We start from the raw sequence: 15,202 nt of genomic DNA, 5'->3' as shown, positions 1-15,202 counted from the left end.
TCTATCTGTACATAACTTCTATTAGAGAAGGGTAAATCCTTGTTATTTTTGCATATATTTCGAATAGGGGGGAATAAATCCATGAACAAACCACCAGCTCTTAAAAAGGGAGATACTGTACAGATTGTTGCTCCCGCAGGTCCCGTAAATGAGGATGCAGTACATTTGATGAAACAATATCTCATGCATCTTGGTCTTGATGTTCAATTAGGACGTCACATTTTTGGAAAGGATGGATTTTTAGCCGGAAGTGATGCACAGCGGTTAGAAGATTTACAGCAAGCTATCACAAATCCCGATGTCAAGGCAATCTTTTGTGCGAGAGGCGGCTATGGAAGTGCAAGATTGCTTCCATATTTAGATATAACCCCGTTGATTAGTCAGCCAAAAATTTTTTGGGGATATAGTGATATTACTTATTTACATATTATTATGAACCAACATGCAAGGATGATCTCCTTTCACGGACCTATGACTGATGGATATGGAACGATGGACGTTCATCCTCATTCCTTGTCCTCCTTGCAGCAGCTATTTTTTCCTACTCCCATTCTATTCTATGCGAAGCAGGATGAATATCCCTCATTCTCTCACACAGTGCGCGCTCCTATCGTTGGAGGAAATGTAACAGTTCTTGTCAGCACCCTTGGGACTCCTTACGAAATCGATACAACAGGCCGCATACTCATGCTCGAAGATATAGACGAAGCGCCCTATGCCATTGATCGCATGCTCAACCAACTTCGTCTAGCAGGAAAACTGCAAAACTGCGCTGGTATCATTCTAGCGGATTTTCATGACTGTGAGCCGAAAAAAGGTAAGGAGTCTCTTTCTTTAACGCGAATTGTTTATGATCACATTGTTCCTAATCAAGTCCCTATACTTGCCGGCTTTCCCATCGGCCATTGCAGACCAAACTACGCGATTCCAATTGGAGGATATGCCGTGATGAACGGAACAGAACGAACCCTTCTACTAGAACCTGGAATCGTATCGACCTACTGAATTGCCCATTAACAGCATGCATCAAAAAATAGTGGATACTATGATAGGAATCTAAGTATCCACTATTCATTAACCATGCAATCTTTTCATTTACGAATATAAAGAAAATATTTTACCGCTCGCAATATCTTTTACTTCATCAGGTGAAAATGTTTTGCTTACCTCCGTACCAATATTAAGCACAACTGTTGCCTCAAGATCTATAATATTAAAAAGTTCCTTGCCACGAATCGTAATCGCTGACATTTCACTCGGAATAGCCTCTTGCATATATGAAATTCTAGTAAATATCGGAAGAACCCACATATTATCTCCTTGAAAATATCGAAGAGTTATCTTTCCTTCCGCTGCACCTTTTTCCGATTCAAGCTTGCCAAACGTATATAAGTGTGCATCAAGCAAAGCATCATAAAATTCCTTACGTCGTTTTTCATCTGTCTTAGCCAATGCCACTAACGCTTCCACTCTTGTTAATGCAGAATATTCAGTCATACAGGATTCATCCTCGCTTCTCTTTGGTAATGTAAGCATCATTATTCAAATATTTATACGCTTATCCACCATAAATCGTTTTATAACTTCCAATAGGAATAATAACGGAATAATCACCTGTGTTTCATACACAATTCGCTTACAAACATACCATGCTTCACAGACCTGAATCGAATCCTCTAGTTTCTTTTCAAGTGCTAGCATACGTTCCCATAATCGCTGCCATTCCTGCCAAATCTCACAATCCAAGATTATCATGTGCCCCTTCCATAAAGTGAAGCTTCCCTCAGCGGGGGTTAGTTGAACCAATCAGCTTTTTAGGTAGTGTCCCTCACTTGTATCTCGTAAGCCTTAAATTAGAGGTCTTACTGCCCTTAATATCGGGATAAACTCTATCTACTATATTAATACAAATGGGTGAATTTTCCTATCTCTAAAATAGGTAAATTTATTTTTTTGGACAACCCTTCTACAAAAAATAATAGAATCATTGCAAAAAAGAATAAATATGATATATTATGTATAAAAATAAGAATTGGCAACGAAAGGAGTTTCAGTATGAAAATCTGGTTTTACGAACACGAAAATAAAGAAGCTGACTTATTAGGAATCTGGGACAACGTACCTACCATCCCACGAATTGGTGAAAAAGTTGAAATCATCGACCAAATCCGTACCGTTATGGACATCAAATACATCAAAAAAGGCAGCAACTTCAGAGTAGAAATCTTGATTGCATAGCTCTTTTACCCCTTCATATACAAGAAAAAAGCCAATTGCTATTTATTTGAAGGCTTTTTTCTTTTTGATTTCATCTCTCCGTTCCAGCAAAAAAAGAAGCTCTGCATGAGAGCTTCTTCATAAGGTCATGGGATAACCATGGTTAGATTTCGTAATAATTAACTTTTCTCCGTCCATCTCTAATTTTACATAATCCTCTTCTTCAAGATGGAGTTGGTTAACTATTTCATCTGGCAAGTCAACCATCATAGCATCCTCACCTATTCTCACTTGGCGTATCACATCATGTCGTTCTTCTTGAACGGGATGAATCTGTTGCAGGGCAGGCAGACCTTGATCAGTTGAATGGCGCCATGCATTCCGTAGAAAAGGGATAAACCAAATAAGACTAATTAAAACCGCAATGATCGAAAATATTAAATCTGGAGTCGATCGTAAATCAGCCAGTTGTAATGGTGCATGATTTAAGTCAGATGGACTCATGAACTGGGTTATACTAACGGTTAAGTTGTTTAACGAATGAATGACCATCCCAACTAATAAGCTTCTCGTCTTTATATAGATTAGACACATCGTAATACCAAAAAGTGTAGCACCAATCACATCGGAATGTCCTAATCCGAACAAGATGGAAGAAACCAATATTGCCTTTCGAATGCCCCACTTGTAGCTAAGACGATTAAGAAAAAAGCCTCTAAATATAAGTTCCTCCATAATCGGAGCAAATACACAGGCTGATATAATGCTAAATACGGTTGTGAAACCATTGTAATTGTTAATGACCTGATCCGTATTTAACAAGCTAATAATATAATTAGGTGCTATATACGATAATAGGTAAAATTCAATGGTTGAAATTCCGATAGAAAATAGCATCCCCATCGCGGTTGCCAGTATAATTAGTTTCCAATCCCACTTCATTGGGCGATCTAGAAAGCTACGAAACTGTAGGTTTTGACGTTTCATTTTATAAGAAAGCCAGAGCAGTGGAAATGCAAAAAATACGAGTGTATCGGAACAGACTGTACTTATACTATCACCTATCGGACCACTGTCTACAAATACAGATAGCGGTACCATAACAACGAGAGCCCCAAGTAGCATCCATAAGAAAAAGCTTCGAAGTTTAACATTCGCAAACGCTGTAGAAATAAAAAACACCTCCAAACCTTTTTCATTTACTCTAATTTTACAGTATTTCAATCTATTTTTCTTTCTTTTTCAATGGAAAAAAGGAAAATCTGTAAAGGTTTACTCCTTATCAAACGTAAGATTAGCAAGCATCCTGTATAGACTGAAATCAATGAAGAATGGTGTTAGAGCCTCAGATCACTTTAAACTACTTAGAGCATAATAATCTTTTTTCTAAATTTTTATCCCGCTTTATAAAGGAACATGCATAAAATGTAGGGAATATACAATCAGAGGTGGCAAAGGAGGTGCAAATATGAAGTATATATACATGATTGCCTATGAAGATTCGATAAGTCTACCCGAAATAGGAATGCAACGAAGGCAATTGAATAATTTTTTTATCGAAAATGGCATTGAGAAAGTTATATGTGGTTACGATTCTTTTTCCTTCCATCTTCTCGATGAAGCGATTCATCACTATCATACTCTTGTTTCCGTTATTAGTGAGTTTCATTGTGATCACGATTTGGAGACGAATCGGACTATTCCATTATCCTTTGAAAAGGAACTTCTTCTTCCGAATACACCTGTTGTATTTATTTTGAAAAAGCTGCATGCAAAGCACTTGCTTACGTACATCAATCCGTTTTTTAGTGAATTCGATGAAGTTGCTTCGCATGAACTCGGCCTCTTTCGAATTGTATGTGAATCCGACCATATTGGCATTGAAAGGATTTGGATTCCATTCCTGAAACCTACTACAGATTAGTGTATCCTAAGCTTAACACATTGCCTATGCAGTGGTCTCATTCCCGTTACATAGGCAATGTGTTAAGTCGTTCTGTCTATTTTAATATTATTCTTTACCTTTTTTACGGATTACAAAAAATTTTACAATCCCAAATCCTACTAAACCCCAACCTAATATGAAAAAAATCGTTGATGCAATACCGGATGTATGAATTAAATGTGAAAGTGTAATTGCAATAACACCAAGCCCGCATATTAAACCCACTAACTGGTTTTGTTGCATCCTTATCCTCCTTTTTATACGTTGATCATGAAATAAAAATAGGAACTTCAATCGATAAGAAGTTCCCTTTCTTTTTCTAAAACATCTTTATTCTCTAAGATAAAAAAGGATTACTGTATTATTTATTTTACAGAAATATAAATATCAACCTGGCTATTTTGAGGGTCTTTTGCTCTACTATCATACAGTTCAAAGTCTGTTTTGAAAGCTCTTTCTCTATCCTCTGACCAACTCCATATTTCTCGCCATGCTTCAATGACTACTTCAGGGATAGGTCCCTTTCTAGTTGTAAATATTATATATTTTTCATCGGGTATTTTTAGTAAATCCATCTCAATAGGTTTTTCATCACTCTCTGAAACTTCTGTACCTAATGCAAATGTGTAAACCCCAGTTTCATCGGACTCGTAATTTGTATAGAGGGCTATAATATTAGAATTCTTTTTATTAGGTATTGTATCCATTACTTGATTCTCGTAAAATGCGTCCCAAAATCCGGGTATTTCACCTTTTCCATTCATCTCAGCTTTATTCGTTGTTTTTATTGACCTACCTAAGAAAACAAAACCTTTCCTTTCCACCACTTCACTTTTAGTAATTGTATTTGACATGCTTTCTTTCCCCCCTTAGTAATTAAACAAAAATACTATAATATGTAATTTTTTCTTTGTTATATGGTGCTTAATAAGTCTTTCTTTTTTTATAAGGGAACAAATAAATTACAAGTAATGTATATAAAATAATTATTACTATTTTTATAAAAATAGGAGTGTCACGAAAATACATCCTTACAAGTTCTCCAAAATTAGAATCTATAAAACCTCGAATGAAATCAGTTACTAAAAAAAATAACATTAAAACCCAGAATGCTATTGTCTTGAAATTTCCCAATTGCACCCACCACCAATTCTACTTAATTTAGAGCTAGCGTCGAATTTCTGTACAAATTCATCATATACCATCATTCTATCAAAAGGAATATTTTGTTAATTTTTTCATCCTAGTGATGCATAAAATGAAATCAAAAATTCAATCTAAGCGAGGGCAGCCACTCCTTGTGACATAAAAATAGAAAGTAAGAGTTTATTTATAAACAGTTGAGTAGGCATCATTCATTTTAAGAGCATTCTAATGCTTTTCTAATTATTTAATTAAATCCGCATATATATAGTAGAAATAAGCAGGAACTTCAGGAAAACATAAGAAGCCTACATATATATAGAAATATACTTGAAAGAAATCATTAGCTATATAACATTCACAAGGAGGGAATGGAATGAATAAAAAGCAGGAAGTACAGGAGCAATTTGGAACACATGCTGAGCATTATGTAACAAGTGAAACACATGCCAAGGGGAAGGATCTTGCTGCCCTTTTACAAGCTGGAAATGCAAGCCAGGCGGATATCGTACTCGATATTGCAACGGGCGGCGGCCATGTTGCAAACGGCTTTGCTCCCCTTGCTTTTCAAGTAATCGCTCTTGATATTACAAAACGTATGCTCGAAAAAGCCGAGGCATTCATAAGAGGAAATGGTCACAATAATGTTCACTTCGTCCAAGGGGATGCTGAGCAGCTTCCCTTTCCCGATGACAGCTTTACAATTGTAGCCTGCCGAATTGCACCTCATCATTTCCCTTCCGTATCTTCCTTTGTAGCTGAATGTTACCGTGTTCTAAAGGAAAATGGATCCTTTCTTCTACTCGACAACGTTGCGCCCGAAGACGATGAACTGGACTCCTTTTACAATACAGTAGAAAAAACGCGTGATTATAGCCATAATCGCGCCTACAAAAAATCAGAATGGTTAACAATCGTGGAACAATCTGGATTCTCCATACTGAACATGCAAACCTTTTCTAAAACATTTCCGTTTGAAAGCTGGTGTAATCGAATGAGCCTCTCAGATGAAGAAAAAGAACAGCTGCAATCGTATATGATTCGGGCTACTCCAAAAGCAAAACAGCATTTTCATCTCATTACTGAAAAGGATCAGATCGTTAGCTTTCAAGGGCAGTCCATGCTTTTGCACTGCCGAAAATAGGCTATCACGAACAAAGGGGACCAACTCTTGGTTGGTCCCCTTTCCATATGTTATGGAATCAGTAATATTTTTCCCGTACTTTTCCGGCTTTCTAAATAGGTGTGTGCACGTGCCCCGTCCTGCAATGAAAATACAGTTGGCGTCTTTACCGTTATGCTTCCTTCTAGAATCCAGCGAAATAGCTCACTTGAACGAGCTCTTCTCTCTTCATAAGAGGTTAGCACATTCCAAAGATCACCACCGGTCAGGGTTTTGGACGTATCCATTAACATACGCGGATCAATCGGTGCCGGGTCGCCTCCAGCCATACCGTAAAAGACTACGGTTCCGCATGTACGCGTCACTTCAAAGCTATCCATAAGCGTCGAACCAACGGATTCGTAAACAACGTCTACTCCCCTTCCGTTCGTCACTCGCTTCACTTCCTGTTTCCAATCTTCATTGTAGAGAAATGTAACATCAGCGCCTGCTTCTTTCGCAGCCTCTGCCTTTTGCACAGAAGATGTTAAACCAATTACCTTACCTCCATACCGCTTGATTATTTGAACGAGCAACTGACCAACGCCGCCGGCAGCAGCATGAACGAGAGCCACATCGTTTAGACGTACAGCATAACTATCCTTCGTTAAATAATGTGCTGTTAATCCTTGTAATAAAAGCGATGCTGCTGTTTCAAATGAAATCTCGTTTGGAAGCGGGATAAGTTTATCTTTCGGAACAGCAACTAGCTCCGCGTTAGCAAATGGAACGTCTGCAAATGCAACACGATCTCCGATATTGGCTAATCCTATAGCGTTACGTCCAACTGCAGTAACAACGCCGGCCCCTTCGTATCCTAATATATAAGGAGGCTTTCCTGCCAGGTGGTAATTTCCTTTACGCCGATACACATCTGCAAAATTTAAGCCGATTGCTTTCATCGAAACGAGAATCTCATCCTCTTGTAAGATTGGATCAGCTACTTCTCCATATTGCAGTACCTCTGGCCCACCGAATCTTTCAAAAAATAATGCCTTCATGATGGCTACCCCTCTTACTTTTTTTAGCCTAATCCTATCATATTATTCAAACACAAAGTCACTATCTGTTAATTCTTCTACATTGGTTGCCTTTACATATCCGTTTCCTTTCACTGAGAAGAAATCATGATTTTTCGTATCAGTGGAGAGTCCATTTAATACGATTGGATTCACATCTTCCTCCTCAAAGTACGGATCGAGCCCAAGATTCATTAATGCTTTGTTTGCATTATAGCGGACAAAAGCATTTACCTCATCCACAAGTCCAATGGAAGCATATATTTCTTCTGTATATAGCTTTTCATTTTCATACAATGTCAGTAGAAGCTCCATCGTTTCCTGCCCTACTTCAGCTTGTTCCTCTTTAGAGAGATGCTGGAATGTTTCTTGTGCTAGCAGCCCTACAAAAACTCCATGGATGCTTTCATCACGAATAATAAGATTAATAATTTCTCCGCTTGCCGTTAACTTACCTTGTCCAGCTAAATAAAGCGGATAGAAGAAACCGCTATAAAATAAGTAGCTTTCTAGAAATACACTCGCTACCATTGCCATGTAAAGTTCTTTATTCGTGGCATCCGGACGAAATAGGCGATGATAATAGTCCGTAATAATCGTTGCTTTCTTGTTTAAGAGCGGATGATGATCCACCCAATCGAAAATTTCTTCGATTTCCTCTTCACTTGCTAGCGTAGTAAAAATATGACTATAACTCTTTGCGTGTACTTCTTCCATCGCACCCATAAAGCCAAGTACGCTTTTCGCTTGTAAATTTTTAATATGGAGAAGGAGCAATGGCATTCCTTCACCGCCCTGCTTTGTATCAAGAAGCGTAAGTCCGCCTAAAATTCTCTTGTACGCCTCTTTCTCTTCCTTAGAAAGGCGAACCCATGTATTTTTATCCGAGGAGACGGAAATTTCCTCCTCTGTCCAAAATTGCGAAATATTTTGTTTCCAAAAGACGAGACTATACTCATCCTCTTGCTTATTCCAGTTTACTGCACGCATACTATTCCCTCCTTTTTATACTCACACTACGCATGCTACGCATTCTTCTACAGTAAGCTTACGCGTTCTTGTATAATAGAGGCTTTTTAATCCTTTTTTATGAGCGTAAATATAATACCGTGCCAATTCTCGAGTTGAAATGTCGCTGTTTACATAGAGAATTGTGCTAATACCTTGGTCAACATGATCTTGAATTTCTGCAATTAAATCAATTAGCTTAAATTGATTCATTTCATAGGCAGATTTGTAATACCAGAAAGTCTCCCTTGATAAACCTGGCATTGGGTAGTAAGTAGTAGAGTTTGCATAGGTTCTGGATTCAATAATATTTACGATTGGCATCACACTGGAAGTGGCATTTTGAACGTAACTAATGCTTTGCGTTGGTGCGATGGCAAGTCGATATGCATTGTATAGTCCGTAGGTTTGCACCTTCTCTTTTAAAGCACTCCAGTCTTCTTGCGTAGGGATATGCATATCGGCGAATAATTCCTGTACTTTATCAGTAATAGGCATATAACTCGTTTCCTCATATTTACGGAAGTACGTCCCTTTCGCATATTCGGATTGTTCAAAGCCTTTAAATGTTTCAGCCTTTTCCTTTGCAATCATCATGCTTTTTTCAATCGAGTAAAAATTAATCATCATAAAGAAGGTACGAACAAAATCCTTTGCCTCTTCACTTTCAAAAGCAATTTTATGTTTTGCTAAAAAACCGTGTAAATTCATAGCCCCAAGTCCAACCGAATGAAGCTCTTCATTTGCTTTCTTTACAGTTGGTGCATTCGGAATAACGGTCATATCGGATACAGCCGTTAAGGCTTCCATTCCAACATGAACTGCCTCGCGAATTTCTTTGTTATGCATCACGTTTACGATGTTTAAAGAGCCTAAGTTACAGTTAATATCGCGGCGAATCACATCTCCGTGACCGTAATCATTAATTTCAGATGTTTCTTGTAATTGGAAGATTTCTGTACATAAATTCGACATTTTAATGGATCCAATATCCTGTAATGGATGGTGCTTATTGGCATTCGATTTAAACATCAAGTATGGATAGCCGGATTCAAGCTGAATCATCGCAATTTTCACGAGCATTTCTCGGGCGCTAAGATCTAGTTTTTTCTTCTTAATGTTCGGATTATTTACTAGTTCCTCATACATTTCATCGATTTCGATATCGTCTAAATGTTTTCCGTATTCCTTGAATATCGTATATGGTGCAAACGCATATAGAGGTTCATTTTTCTCAGCGAGCTCGAAGAATTTGCTAGGTACGATAATGCCAATCGAAAGGGATTGGATACGCGTCTTTTCATCTGCGTTTATTTTTTTCGAATCGAGAAACTCAATTATATCCCAGTGGAAAATATTTAAGTATACGGCTCCTGCACCTTTACGTTGACCTAATTGGTTTGCGTAGGAGAAAGAATCTTCAAGAAGCTTCATAACAGGCATAACACCACTTGCTGCATTTTCAATTCCCTTAATTTGCTCACCGCGTGCGCGTAGCTTAGACAAATTCAAAGCAACACCGCCGCCGATTTTACTAAGCTGCATCGCTGTATTGATATTAAAGCCAATGGAATTTAAGCTATCATCCATTTCTAATAGGAAACAGCTCACCATTTCACCGCGTCTACTGCGCCCTGCATTTAAAAACGTCGGTGTTGCAGGCTGATAATTTTGTTTAATAATCATTCTTGCAAATTGCTTTGCTCTTGTAAACTCACCGCGTCCTAAATATAGGGATACAATGGCAACGCGATCTGCATAACTTTCTAAATAGTACATTAAATCATTCGTCTTTAACGCATAGTCTTTATAGAATTTAGAAGCAGCCATATACGATTGAAATTGAAAGTTTGCCCCATATGTAATCTCGTATACAGCTTCAATTTCTTCTACTGAATATTGCGCAAGAACATTATAATAATAGTCCTGCTCGATCATGTAAGAAATACGTTCAGAAACATTGCCAAAGTGGACCATCTTCTCGTCTACTTCCTTCATAAATTCTTGCAATGCCTCCTGATCTTTCTCAAGCTGATAGAATCCATCCTTCATCTGTGTAATTTCATTATTTAACTCAATGTGACGCAATCTCCCGCACCCTTTCCTTAAAGTATTCTACATCACGATTCGTACCGGACAATTCAAATTTAGATAAAACGGGGACATGATAACGAACTGCTATCTTATCAGCACTGGCACCATAATTTGTACCCCAATTTCGATTTCCACTTGCCGATACACCCTTTAAGAAGGAATGATTGTTTTGCAAAAATTCCAACACACGATCCGGCACATTTCCGAAGCCTGTTGTATACGTTACAAGAACAAATTCCTCATTCATGACTAAACTATCGCGAATTTGCATAGCTGGCATACCGATCTTATGAATGAAGCGTTTTACATTCCCTGTCATTGAATCATACACAATTCGCATTTTGTAATCCCCTTCTCTACTTGATACTATTGATTCCCGATTCCTCCTATGGCGGTAATACCCCCACCTTTTAGCAAGTGAGGGACTGCCGAACAATTTAACCAGTAATAGTCTGCTTGTCTCTATTTACCTATATATTGTAGTATGATTCATAAAATGACACAAGATATATACATAAAATAAATAAGAGCAAAAAAAATTGTTTTTCGACATAGAAAACCCGATCTAAAAAATAGGTACAAATCATATGAAACAACATTATAAATACTGTGTCAATAATGTCTATTTTAAAAAACTTGTCAATGCATTTGTCTGGCAATATGGAAGATGAAATGTAAAAACATTGTTAATGCAAGACAAAAAGACTCCTAGTAATGGAGTCTTTTTGTCTTATCGTCCGTATAAAGCACTCTAGTTAATTGCTGCTTTAGAGTGATCCTATCTATGTAACAGCATCCTCATGAGTGAGCTTCCCTTATTTTACTCGTCCTGCATTCATAACAGGCTGCGTTCCTTTTTCAGAGACAATGGCTATCATTAGATTGCTAACGATTTGTACTTTCATTTCTTCCGTTAAATGCACAACATTCTTTTCCTCAAGCTGTGAAAGAGCTGCTTCTGCCATGCCAACTGCCCCTTCTACGATTTTCTGACGGGCAGCTACTACTGCATTTGCTTGCTGACGCTGTAACATTGCACTCGCGATTTCAGACGCATAAGCAAGATGCGTAAGACGTGCTTCGATTACCTCTACACCGGACACAGCAAGACGTTCCTGCAATTCCCTTGCGAGCTCGTTTGCGATTTCTTCTGCATTCCCACGAAGCGACCATACCTTTTCTTCATTCGTATCATAAGGATATCGAGTCGCAACATGACGCAGTGCTGTTTCACTTTGAATACGGACAAATTCATTATAACTTTCCACATCAAACAATGCCTTAGCAGTGTCAATGACACGATACACAACTACTGCTGCAATCTCAATCGGATTTCCATCGATGTCATTAACTTTTAATGTATCCGAGTTAAAATTGCATACCCGTAATGAAACTCGTTTACGCAAGGAAGGAACCGTAAGAAAAAAGCCTTCCTCTCTAATCGTTCCTAAATACTTACCGAAAAAAATGATAACACTCGATTCATTAGGTTGAACGATTGTCATACCACTAAGTAGGAACAATGATAGAACGCCAGAACCAATAACATAAGCAGGATTATCTTGAATACTAGTGAGATACAAACCTATCCCCACTAAAATAAGGATCAAAGCAAAGCCCATAAACCCACTAACTTTCCACGAAGCTTTCTCCTTCATAAGTCAACATCCTTTCAGGTAGATATTAGAAATATTTCCCTAATTTATTCTATCATGCACAGAAATGAGATTACAAGTTTCGTATGGATATGCTAATTTTATGGAAATTTAGTATTTTACAAAGTAGATATAAAAAAGCAGCTCTCTCCAGAGCTGCTTTATTCATTATGATGTTCGCCATGCTGTTTTTCAATATGAAGCACATCGTTTATTTGAATGTAATAGTATTTACCGGAGGCATCACGAAGCGTAACTCTATTATTCTCTTCTCGTACATCCCATATACGTGCATCTATATCTAAAAAAGAACCTTTATGCAAAATGGTCATCGATACAAAGTCTTGACTTTTGAATGCTTCAAAAATTCTTTTTTTCATCTCCCATAAGAACCGGCCTTCCCGTTTTCTCGTTCCCGGAAAAAGTACTGTTCCAACAAACCTCTGTCCGCGCTTGTCCTGCCACATATAATCCCAGCGGGAAAGACGCATGTCTCTCTCTTCCACTTTTTGTACCTCCCTAACACTTACTTAGCTTATGATCTTTCCTTTTCCATATACGTGTATACGACAATCGCATTTCGCTGAGCAATACCGCGAAATCGTTTAAAATCTGATTGTTTCACCAAAACTGAGCGAAAGGAATAAAAATCTTCCTTCTCTACTACATATTCAGCAATCTCACCTGTTCGAAGGCTTTGTAGAATTTCTTCTGCTTGCATTACTTCCATATTCGTATTTCACCTCTATAATCATTTATTTTACCTTGGTTTCCATATTTCGACAAGAGTACAAGGGGAAATGGTTGAAAAAAGGGAGGATGTTTCGTAACACTATGGCTTTAGGGTGCCTCTACTGTATGCATTGTATATGCTATGTAACGGTAGGAAAAACAAAGGGAAGAAATGAGACTTCAATTGATTTAAGTTACGTCTCATAAAACGATTGTGCAACGTAAGCAGATAATATGCCTACGTTGCCGTTAAGCCAAAGCCTTGCTTCCTTCCTTCTAACGCCTTAGGAAATTCATAGGTTGCTGTATCCCAGTAATCGTAGGAAACGAGCATGGGTCCGGACCAGCCACGCTTGCGTAATTCCTTCGCAATCATGGTGTTAAAATAATCATGTCCTACTAATGCTACACGATCATAGCAAAGAGCATAGCCAATTAATAAATCGGTAGCTTGCTTAGCCCGATGGGTTGCCTGTGCATAGGATTCAATATGATTCGAAAACCCTGCCATCCATAGAGTACGACTCATCGTAATCCACCCGCTCGGCTTTAGCTTGACCCATTGTGGAACCTTAATTACGAATGGTAAATCTGTTTCATCAAATATAGGATTTTGCACAAAGGAAAGAGAATCCGTTAGCAACGTGGCCGTCTGAATAGCTGATGTAGCTGTACTTGAAAGAACGATTTTAGCCGAACGAATCGCCTCCACCGTATCATTTGGTATATTTTTCTCCGGCAAGATATTCTTCTTATTATACTGTACAAGCCATTTACGGAATTGTCGTGCATTCATAAAATCGGATGTCATTTCTTTGCGACCGTGCTTAATCAACGAGATTTTCATCTCACTCACACTCCGTTTTCATGAAAACTCTCTGCAATCGTTTACTATATATATATCATACCACGTCATAAGAAAGTAGATGCACTTGCCTGCTTTTTTGAAATTCGACTCTTTACCTGAATACTAATAAACGCCACTTTATTCCGATCCGCTCTAATCTAGACGAAAACCATGCACAGTTATACATTCCATTTTCATCCAATTCGATTTGTGTACTCATATTCCTGCGACTTTGTAAAAAAACTTACAAACAAATTGCGTTGGAAACATTTACAAACGGAACTTTTTAGTTCAAAATAGATGAAAGCAGAGGATAGAATGTGGTAAAATATGTAAAATATCTGCTATACTTTACTATGAGGAGAATGCTTATGAAGATTGCTGAGGCAGGAGACATAGTTGAATTTAAAAATGGAATGCAAGGCCGTGTTCAAAAGGTGAATCAAAACTCTGTAATTGTGGACATCACAATTATGAAGAATTATCGAGATTTAGATGTAGAGCCTTTAACGGTGGTCAATCATAAAAATTACCGAGTAATTGAAAATTTTTAATACAATTACTCTAAATAGCGAAAAACAAATACGTAAGAAAAGTGGCACATACTGTGCCACTTTTTATTATCCTAACGATTATCTACTTTCTCTGGATATAAATCATGATTCATAAGACGATACTCTGCCATCTTCTCATACTTCGTTCCAGGGCGACCATAATTACAATATGGATCGATTGAAATACCTCCGCGCGGCGTAAATTTCCCCCATACTTCAATGTAACGAGGATCCATAAGAGCAATCAAATCGTTCATAATAATATTAACGCAATCCTCGTGAAAATCGCCATGATTTCGGAAGCTAAATAAGTAAAGCTTCAGCGATTTACTTTCAACCATTTTCACTTCTGGAATATAGCTAATATAAATAGTAGCAAAATCAGGCTGTCCGGTTTTTGGCGGGCTGCAATTTGCAGGTGGACTATATCATATTCTTCGTACACTGCGCTATGTACGAAGAACCCTCGCGCTTCCATCATCAAGATGTACTCTACTCTCTTCTCACAAATGCTACCTTTCTCGCTTCACATTTGCTTGATTTCGATAGTCTCTGCACCTTCCTATATTATAGGCTTGGCTCAGGATTAGAAATGGTTTCCTTCCCTGAATTCACGAGGTTTAAGCGACCGTGTCACCACGGAAGTGTGCCCGATTGACACAAGCTTGTAAACTCTGGACAATTAAATTTCACAAAATAATCACGGCCGATATGCTGATTTTCGAATGTTTCTAATACCTCAGGTGTATAGTCAAATGCATAGTTTGTATGTTGATTTCCTAACAACGAAATATCTTGTAAATCTTCATGATTACGTCCTGCCATC

At 38.0% G+C, this 15,202-nt stretch carries 19 protein-coding genes and 1 pseudogene; 5 read left to right on the top strand and 15 right to left on the bottom strand.

Annotated features, from left to right (window positions below; all coding sequences use genetic code 11):
• Positions 1-81 precede the first annotated feature (81 nt).
• Positions 82-1,005, top strand: coding sequence for a S66 peptidase family protein (locus ACM5BR_RS02355; RefSeq protein WP_416825581.1), 924 nt, complete (start codon positions 82-84; stop codon positions 1,003-1,005).
• A gap of 90 nt (positions 1,006-1,095) precedes the next feature.
• Here ACM5BR_RS02355 and ACM5BR_RS02350 read toward each other — a convergent pair whose 3' ends face one another.
• Both ACM5BR_RS02350 and ACM5BR_RS02345 read right to left on the bottom strand, forming a co-directional pair.
• Positions 1,096-1,497, bottom strand: coding sequence for an SseB family protein (locus ACM5BR_RS02350; RefSeq protein ID WP_416825580.1), 402 nt, complete (start codon positions 1,495-1,497; stop codon positions 1,096-1,098).
• Between the two features lie 45 nt (positions 1,498-1,542).
• Complete coding sequence (locus tag ACM5BR_RS02345; protein ID WP_416825579.1) at positions 1,543-1,746, bottom strand: hypothetical protein; 204 nt, start codon at positions 1,744-1,746, stop codon at positions 1,543-1,545.
• A gap of 309 nt (positions 1,747-2,055) precedes the next feature.
• Between ACM5BR_RS02345 and ACM5BR_RS02340 the strand changes: the two genes are divergently transcribed.
• The gene (locus ACM5BR_RS02340; RefSeq protein ID WP_416825578.1) at positions 2,056-2,238 is read left to right on the top strand and encodes a DUF3913 family protein; all 183 of its coding nucleotides are present in this window, start codon (positions 2,056-2,058) and stop codon (positions 2,236-2,238) included.
• A gap of 117 nt (positions 2,239-2,355) precedes the next feature.
• On the opposite strand, the gene ACM5BR_RS02335 is transcribed toward ACM5BR_RS02340, so the two are convergent.
• Positions 2,356-3,399 (bottom strand): CPBP family glutamic-type intramembrane protease, encoded by a 1,044-nt coding sequence (locus ACM5BR_RS02335; protein WP_416825577.1) that lies wholly within the window; start codon positions 3,397-3,399, stop codon positions 2,356-2,358.
• Between the two features lie 286 nt (positions 3,400-3,685).
• On the opposite strand from ACM5BR_RS02335, the gene ACM5BR_RS02330 reads away from it, so the two are divergent.
• Complete coding sequence (locus ACM5BR_RS02330; RefSeq protein ID WP_416825576.1) at positions 3,686-4,141, top strand: hypothetical protein; 456 nt, start codon at positions 3,686-3,688, stop codon at positions 4,139-4,141.
• Positions 4,142-4,228: 87 nt separating this feature from the next.
• Here the strand turns inward: ACM5BR_RS02330 and ACM5BR_RS02325 are convergent, their stop codons facing one another.
• Together ACM5BR_RS02325 and ACM5BR_RS02320 are read right to left on the bottom strand one after the other, a co-directional pair.
• Positions 4,229-4,405: a hypothetical protein gene (locus ACM5BR_RS02325; RefSeq protein ID WP_416825575.1), complete on the bottom strand. Its 177-nt coding sequence runs from the start codon at positions 4,403-4,405 to the stop codon at positions 4,229-4,231.
• A gap of 122 nt (positions 4,406-4,527) precedes the next feature.
• Entirely contained in the window at positions 4,528-5,016 is a 489-nt protein-coding gene (locus ACM5BR_RS02320) for a GyrI-like domain-containing protein (protein ID WP_416825574.1), read from the bottom strand.
• Positions 5,017-5,681: 665 nt separating this feature from the next.
• Between ACM5BR_RS02320 and ACM5BR_RS02315 the strand changes: the two genes are divergently transcribed.
• A complete protein-coding gene (locus ACM5BR_RS02315; protein ID WP_416825573.1) occupies positions 5,682-6,449 on the top strand; it encodes a class I SAM-dependent methyltransferase in 768 nt (255 codons plus the stop codon).
• 50 nt (positions 6,450-6,499) lie between these two features.
• Here ACM5BR_RS02315 and ACM5BR_RS02310 read toward each other — a convergent pair whose 3' ends face one another.
• From ACM5BR_RS02310 to ACM5BR_RS02275, 8 genes are all read right to left on the bottom strand, one after another.
• Positions 6,500-7,468, bottom strand: coding sequence for a quinone oxidoreductase family protein (locus ACM5BR_RS02310; RefSeq protein WP_416825572.1), 969 nt, complete (start codon positions 7,466-7,468; stop codon positions 6,500-6,502).
• Positions 7,469-7,510: 42 nt separating this feature from the next.
• On the bottom strand, positions 7,511-8,476 hold the full coding sequence (nrdF, locus tag ACM5BR_RS02305; protein WP_416825571.1) for a class 1b ribonucleoside-diphosphate reductase subunit beta: 966 nt from the start codon (positions 8,474-8,476) through the stop codon (positions 7,511-7,513).
• A gap of 21 nt (positions 8,477-8,497) precedes the next feature.
• Complete coding sequence (gene nrdE, locus ACM5BR_RS02300) at positions 8,498-10,582, bottom strand: class 1b ribonucleoside-diphosphate reductase subunit alpha (protein ID WP_416825570.1); 2,085 nt, start codon at positions 10,580-10,582, stop codon at positions 8,498-8,500.
• Entirely contained in the window at positions 10,569-10,928 is a 360-nt protein-coding gene (gene nrdI / locus ACM5BR_RS02295; RefSeq protein WP_416825569.1) for a class Ib ribonucleoside-diphosphate reductase assembly flavoprotein NrdI, read from the bottom strand. Before nrdI ends, nrdE begins: the two co-directional genes overlap by 14 nt.
• Positions 10,929-11,403: 475 nt before the next feature.
• Positions 11,404-12,246, bottom strand: coding sequence for an SPFH domain-containing protein (locus ACM5BR_RS02290; protein ID WP_416825568.1), 843 nt, complete (start codon positions 12,244-12,246; stop codon positions 11,404-11,406).
• A gap of 158 nt (positions 12,247-12,404) precedes the next feature.
• Positions 12,405-12,749: a YolD-like family protein gene (locus tag ACM5BR_RS02285; RefSeq protein ID WP_416825567.1), complete on the bottom strand. Its 345-nt coding sequence runs from the start codon at positions 12,747-12,749 to the stop codon at positions 12,405-12,407.
• A gap of 29 nt (positions 12,750-12,778) precedes the next feature.
• On the bottom strand, positions 12,779-12,973 hold the full coding sequence (locus tag ACM5BR_RS02280) for a hypothetical protein (protein ID WP_416825566.1): 195 nt from the start codon (positions 12,971-12,973) through the stop codon (positions 12,779-12,781).
• A gap of 240 nt (positions 12,974-13,213) precedes the next feature.
• Positions 13,214-13,822: a histidine phosphatase family protein gene (locus tag ACM5BR_RS02275; protein WP_416825565.1), complete on the bottom strand. Its 609-nt coding sequence runs from the start codon at positions 13,820-13,822 to the stop codon at positions 13,214-13,216.
• Between the two features lie 371 nt (positions 13,823-14,193).
• Between ACM5BR_RS02275 and ACM5BR_RS02270 the strand changes: the two genes are divergently transcribed.
• Positions 14,194-14,376 (top strand): YkvS family protein, encoded by a 183-nt coding sequence (locus ACM5BR_RS02270; protein WP_416825564.1) that lies wholly within the window; start codon positions 14,194-14,196, stop codon positions 14,374-14,376.
• Positions 14,377-14,447: 71 nt separating this feature from the next.
• Here ACM5BR_RS02270 and queF read toward each other — a convergent pair.
• Both queF and ACM5BR_RS02260 read right to left on the bottom strand, forming a co-directional pair.
• Positions 14,448-14,777, bottom strand: a pseudogene (gene queF, locus ACM5BR_RS02265) (preQ(1) synthase); the annotation flags it as partial.
• 232 nt (positions 14,778-15,009) lie between these two features.
• Positions 15,010-15,201 (bottom strand): hypothetical protein, encoded by a 192-nt coding sequence (locus ACM5BR_RS02260; RefSeq protein WP_416825563.1) that lies wholly within the window; start codon positions 15,199-15,201, stop codon positions 15,010-15,012.
• Between the last annotated feature and the right edge of the window lies 1 nt (position 15,202).

Source organism: Ectobacillus polymachus (assembly GCF_048159605.1).
GTDB classification, from domain to species: Bacteria; Bacillota; Bacilli; order Bacillales; family Bacillaceae_G; genus Ectobacillus; species Ectobacillus polymachus.
Note: the sequence above shows the minus strand (reverse complement) of the source record. Positions and strands in the feature narration are given on the sequence as shown.

Coding starts and splice junctions, on each gene's coding strand:
- ACM5BR_RS02310 (WP_416825572.1), bottom strand. CDS start 7,468: ATGAAGGCATTATTTTTTGAAAGATTCGGTGGGCCAGAGGTACTGCAA.
- ACM5BR_RS02340 (WP_416825578.1), top strand. CDS start 2,056: ATGAAAATCTGGTTTTACGAACACGAAAATAAAGAAGCTGACTTATTA.
- ACM5BR_RS02315 (WP_416825573.1), top strand. CDS start 5,682: ATGAATAAAAAGCAGGAAGTACAGGAGCAATTTGGAACACATGCTGAG.
- ACM5BR_RS02320 (WP_416825574.1), bottom strand. CDS start 5,016: ATGTCAAATACAATTACTAAAAGTGAAGTGGTGGAAAGGAAAGGTTTT.
- ACM5BR_RS02355 (WP_416825581.1), top strand. CDS start 82: ATGAACAAACCACCAGCTCTTAAAAAGGGAGATACTGTACAGATTGTT.
- ACM5BR_RS02280 (WP_416825566.1), bottom strand. CDS start 12,973: ATGGAAGTAATGCAAGCAGAAGAAATTCTACAAAGCCTTCGAACAGGT.
- ACM5BR_RS02270 (WP_416825564.1), top strand. CDS start 14,194: ATGAAGATTGCTGAGGCAGGAGACATAGTTGAATTTAAAAATGGAATG.
- nrdI (WP_416825569.1), bottom strand. CDS start 10,928: ATGCGAATTGTGTATGATTCAATGACAGGGAATGTAAAACGCTTCATT.
- ACM5BR_RS02330 (WP_416825576.1), top strand. CDS start 3,686: ATGAAGTATATATACATGATTGCCTATGAAGATTCGATAAGTCTACCC.
- ACM5BR_RS02325 (WP_416825575.1), bottom strand. CDS start 4,405: ATGCAACAAAACCAGTTAGTGGGTTTAATATGCGGGCTTGGTGTTATT.
- ACM5BR_RS02275 (WP_416825565.1), bottom strand. CDS start 13,822: ATGAAAATCTCGTTGATTAAGCACGGTCGCAAAGAAATGACATCCGAT.
- ACM5BR_RS02350 (WP_416825580.1), bottom strand. CDS start 1,497: ATGACTGAATATTCTGCATTAACAAGAGTGGAAGCGTTAGTGGCATTG.
- ACM5BR_RS02260 (WP_416825563.1), bottom strand. CDS start 15,201: ATGGCAGGACGTAATCATGAAGATTTACAAGATATTTCGTTGTTAGGA.
- ACM5BR_RS02290 (WP_416825568.1), bottom strand. CDS start 12,246: ATGAAGGAGAAAGCTTCGTGGAAAGTTAGTGGGTTTATGGGCTTTGCT.
- nrdF (WP_416825571.1), bottom strand. CDS start 8,476: ATGCGTGCAGTAAACTGGAATAAGCAAGAGGATGAGTATAGTCTCGTC.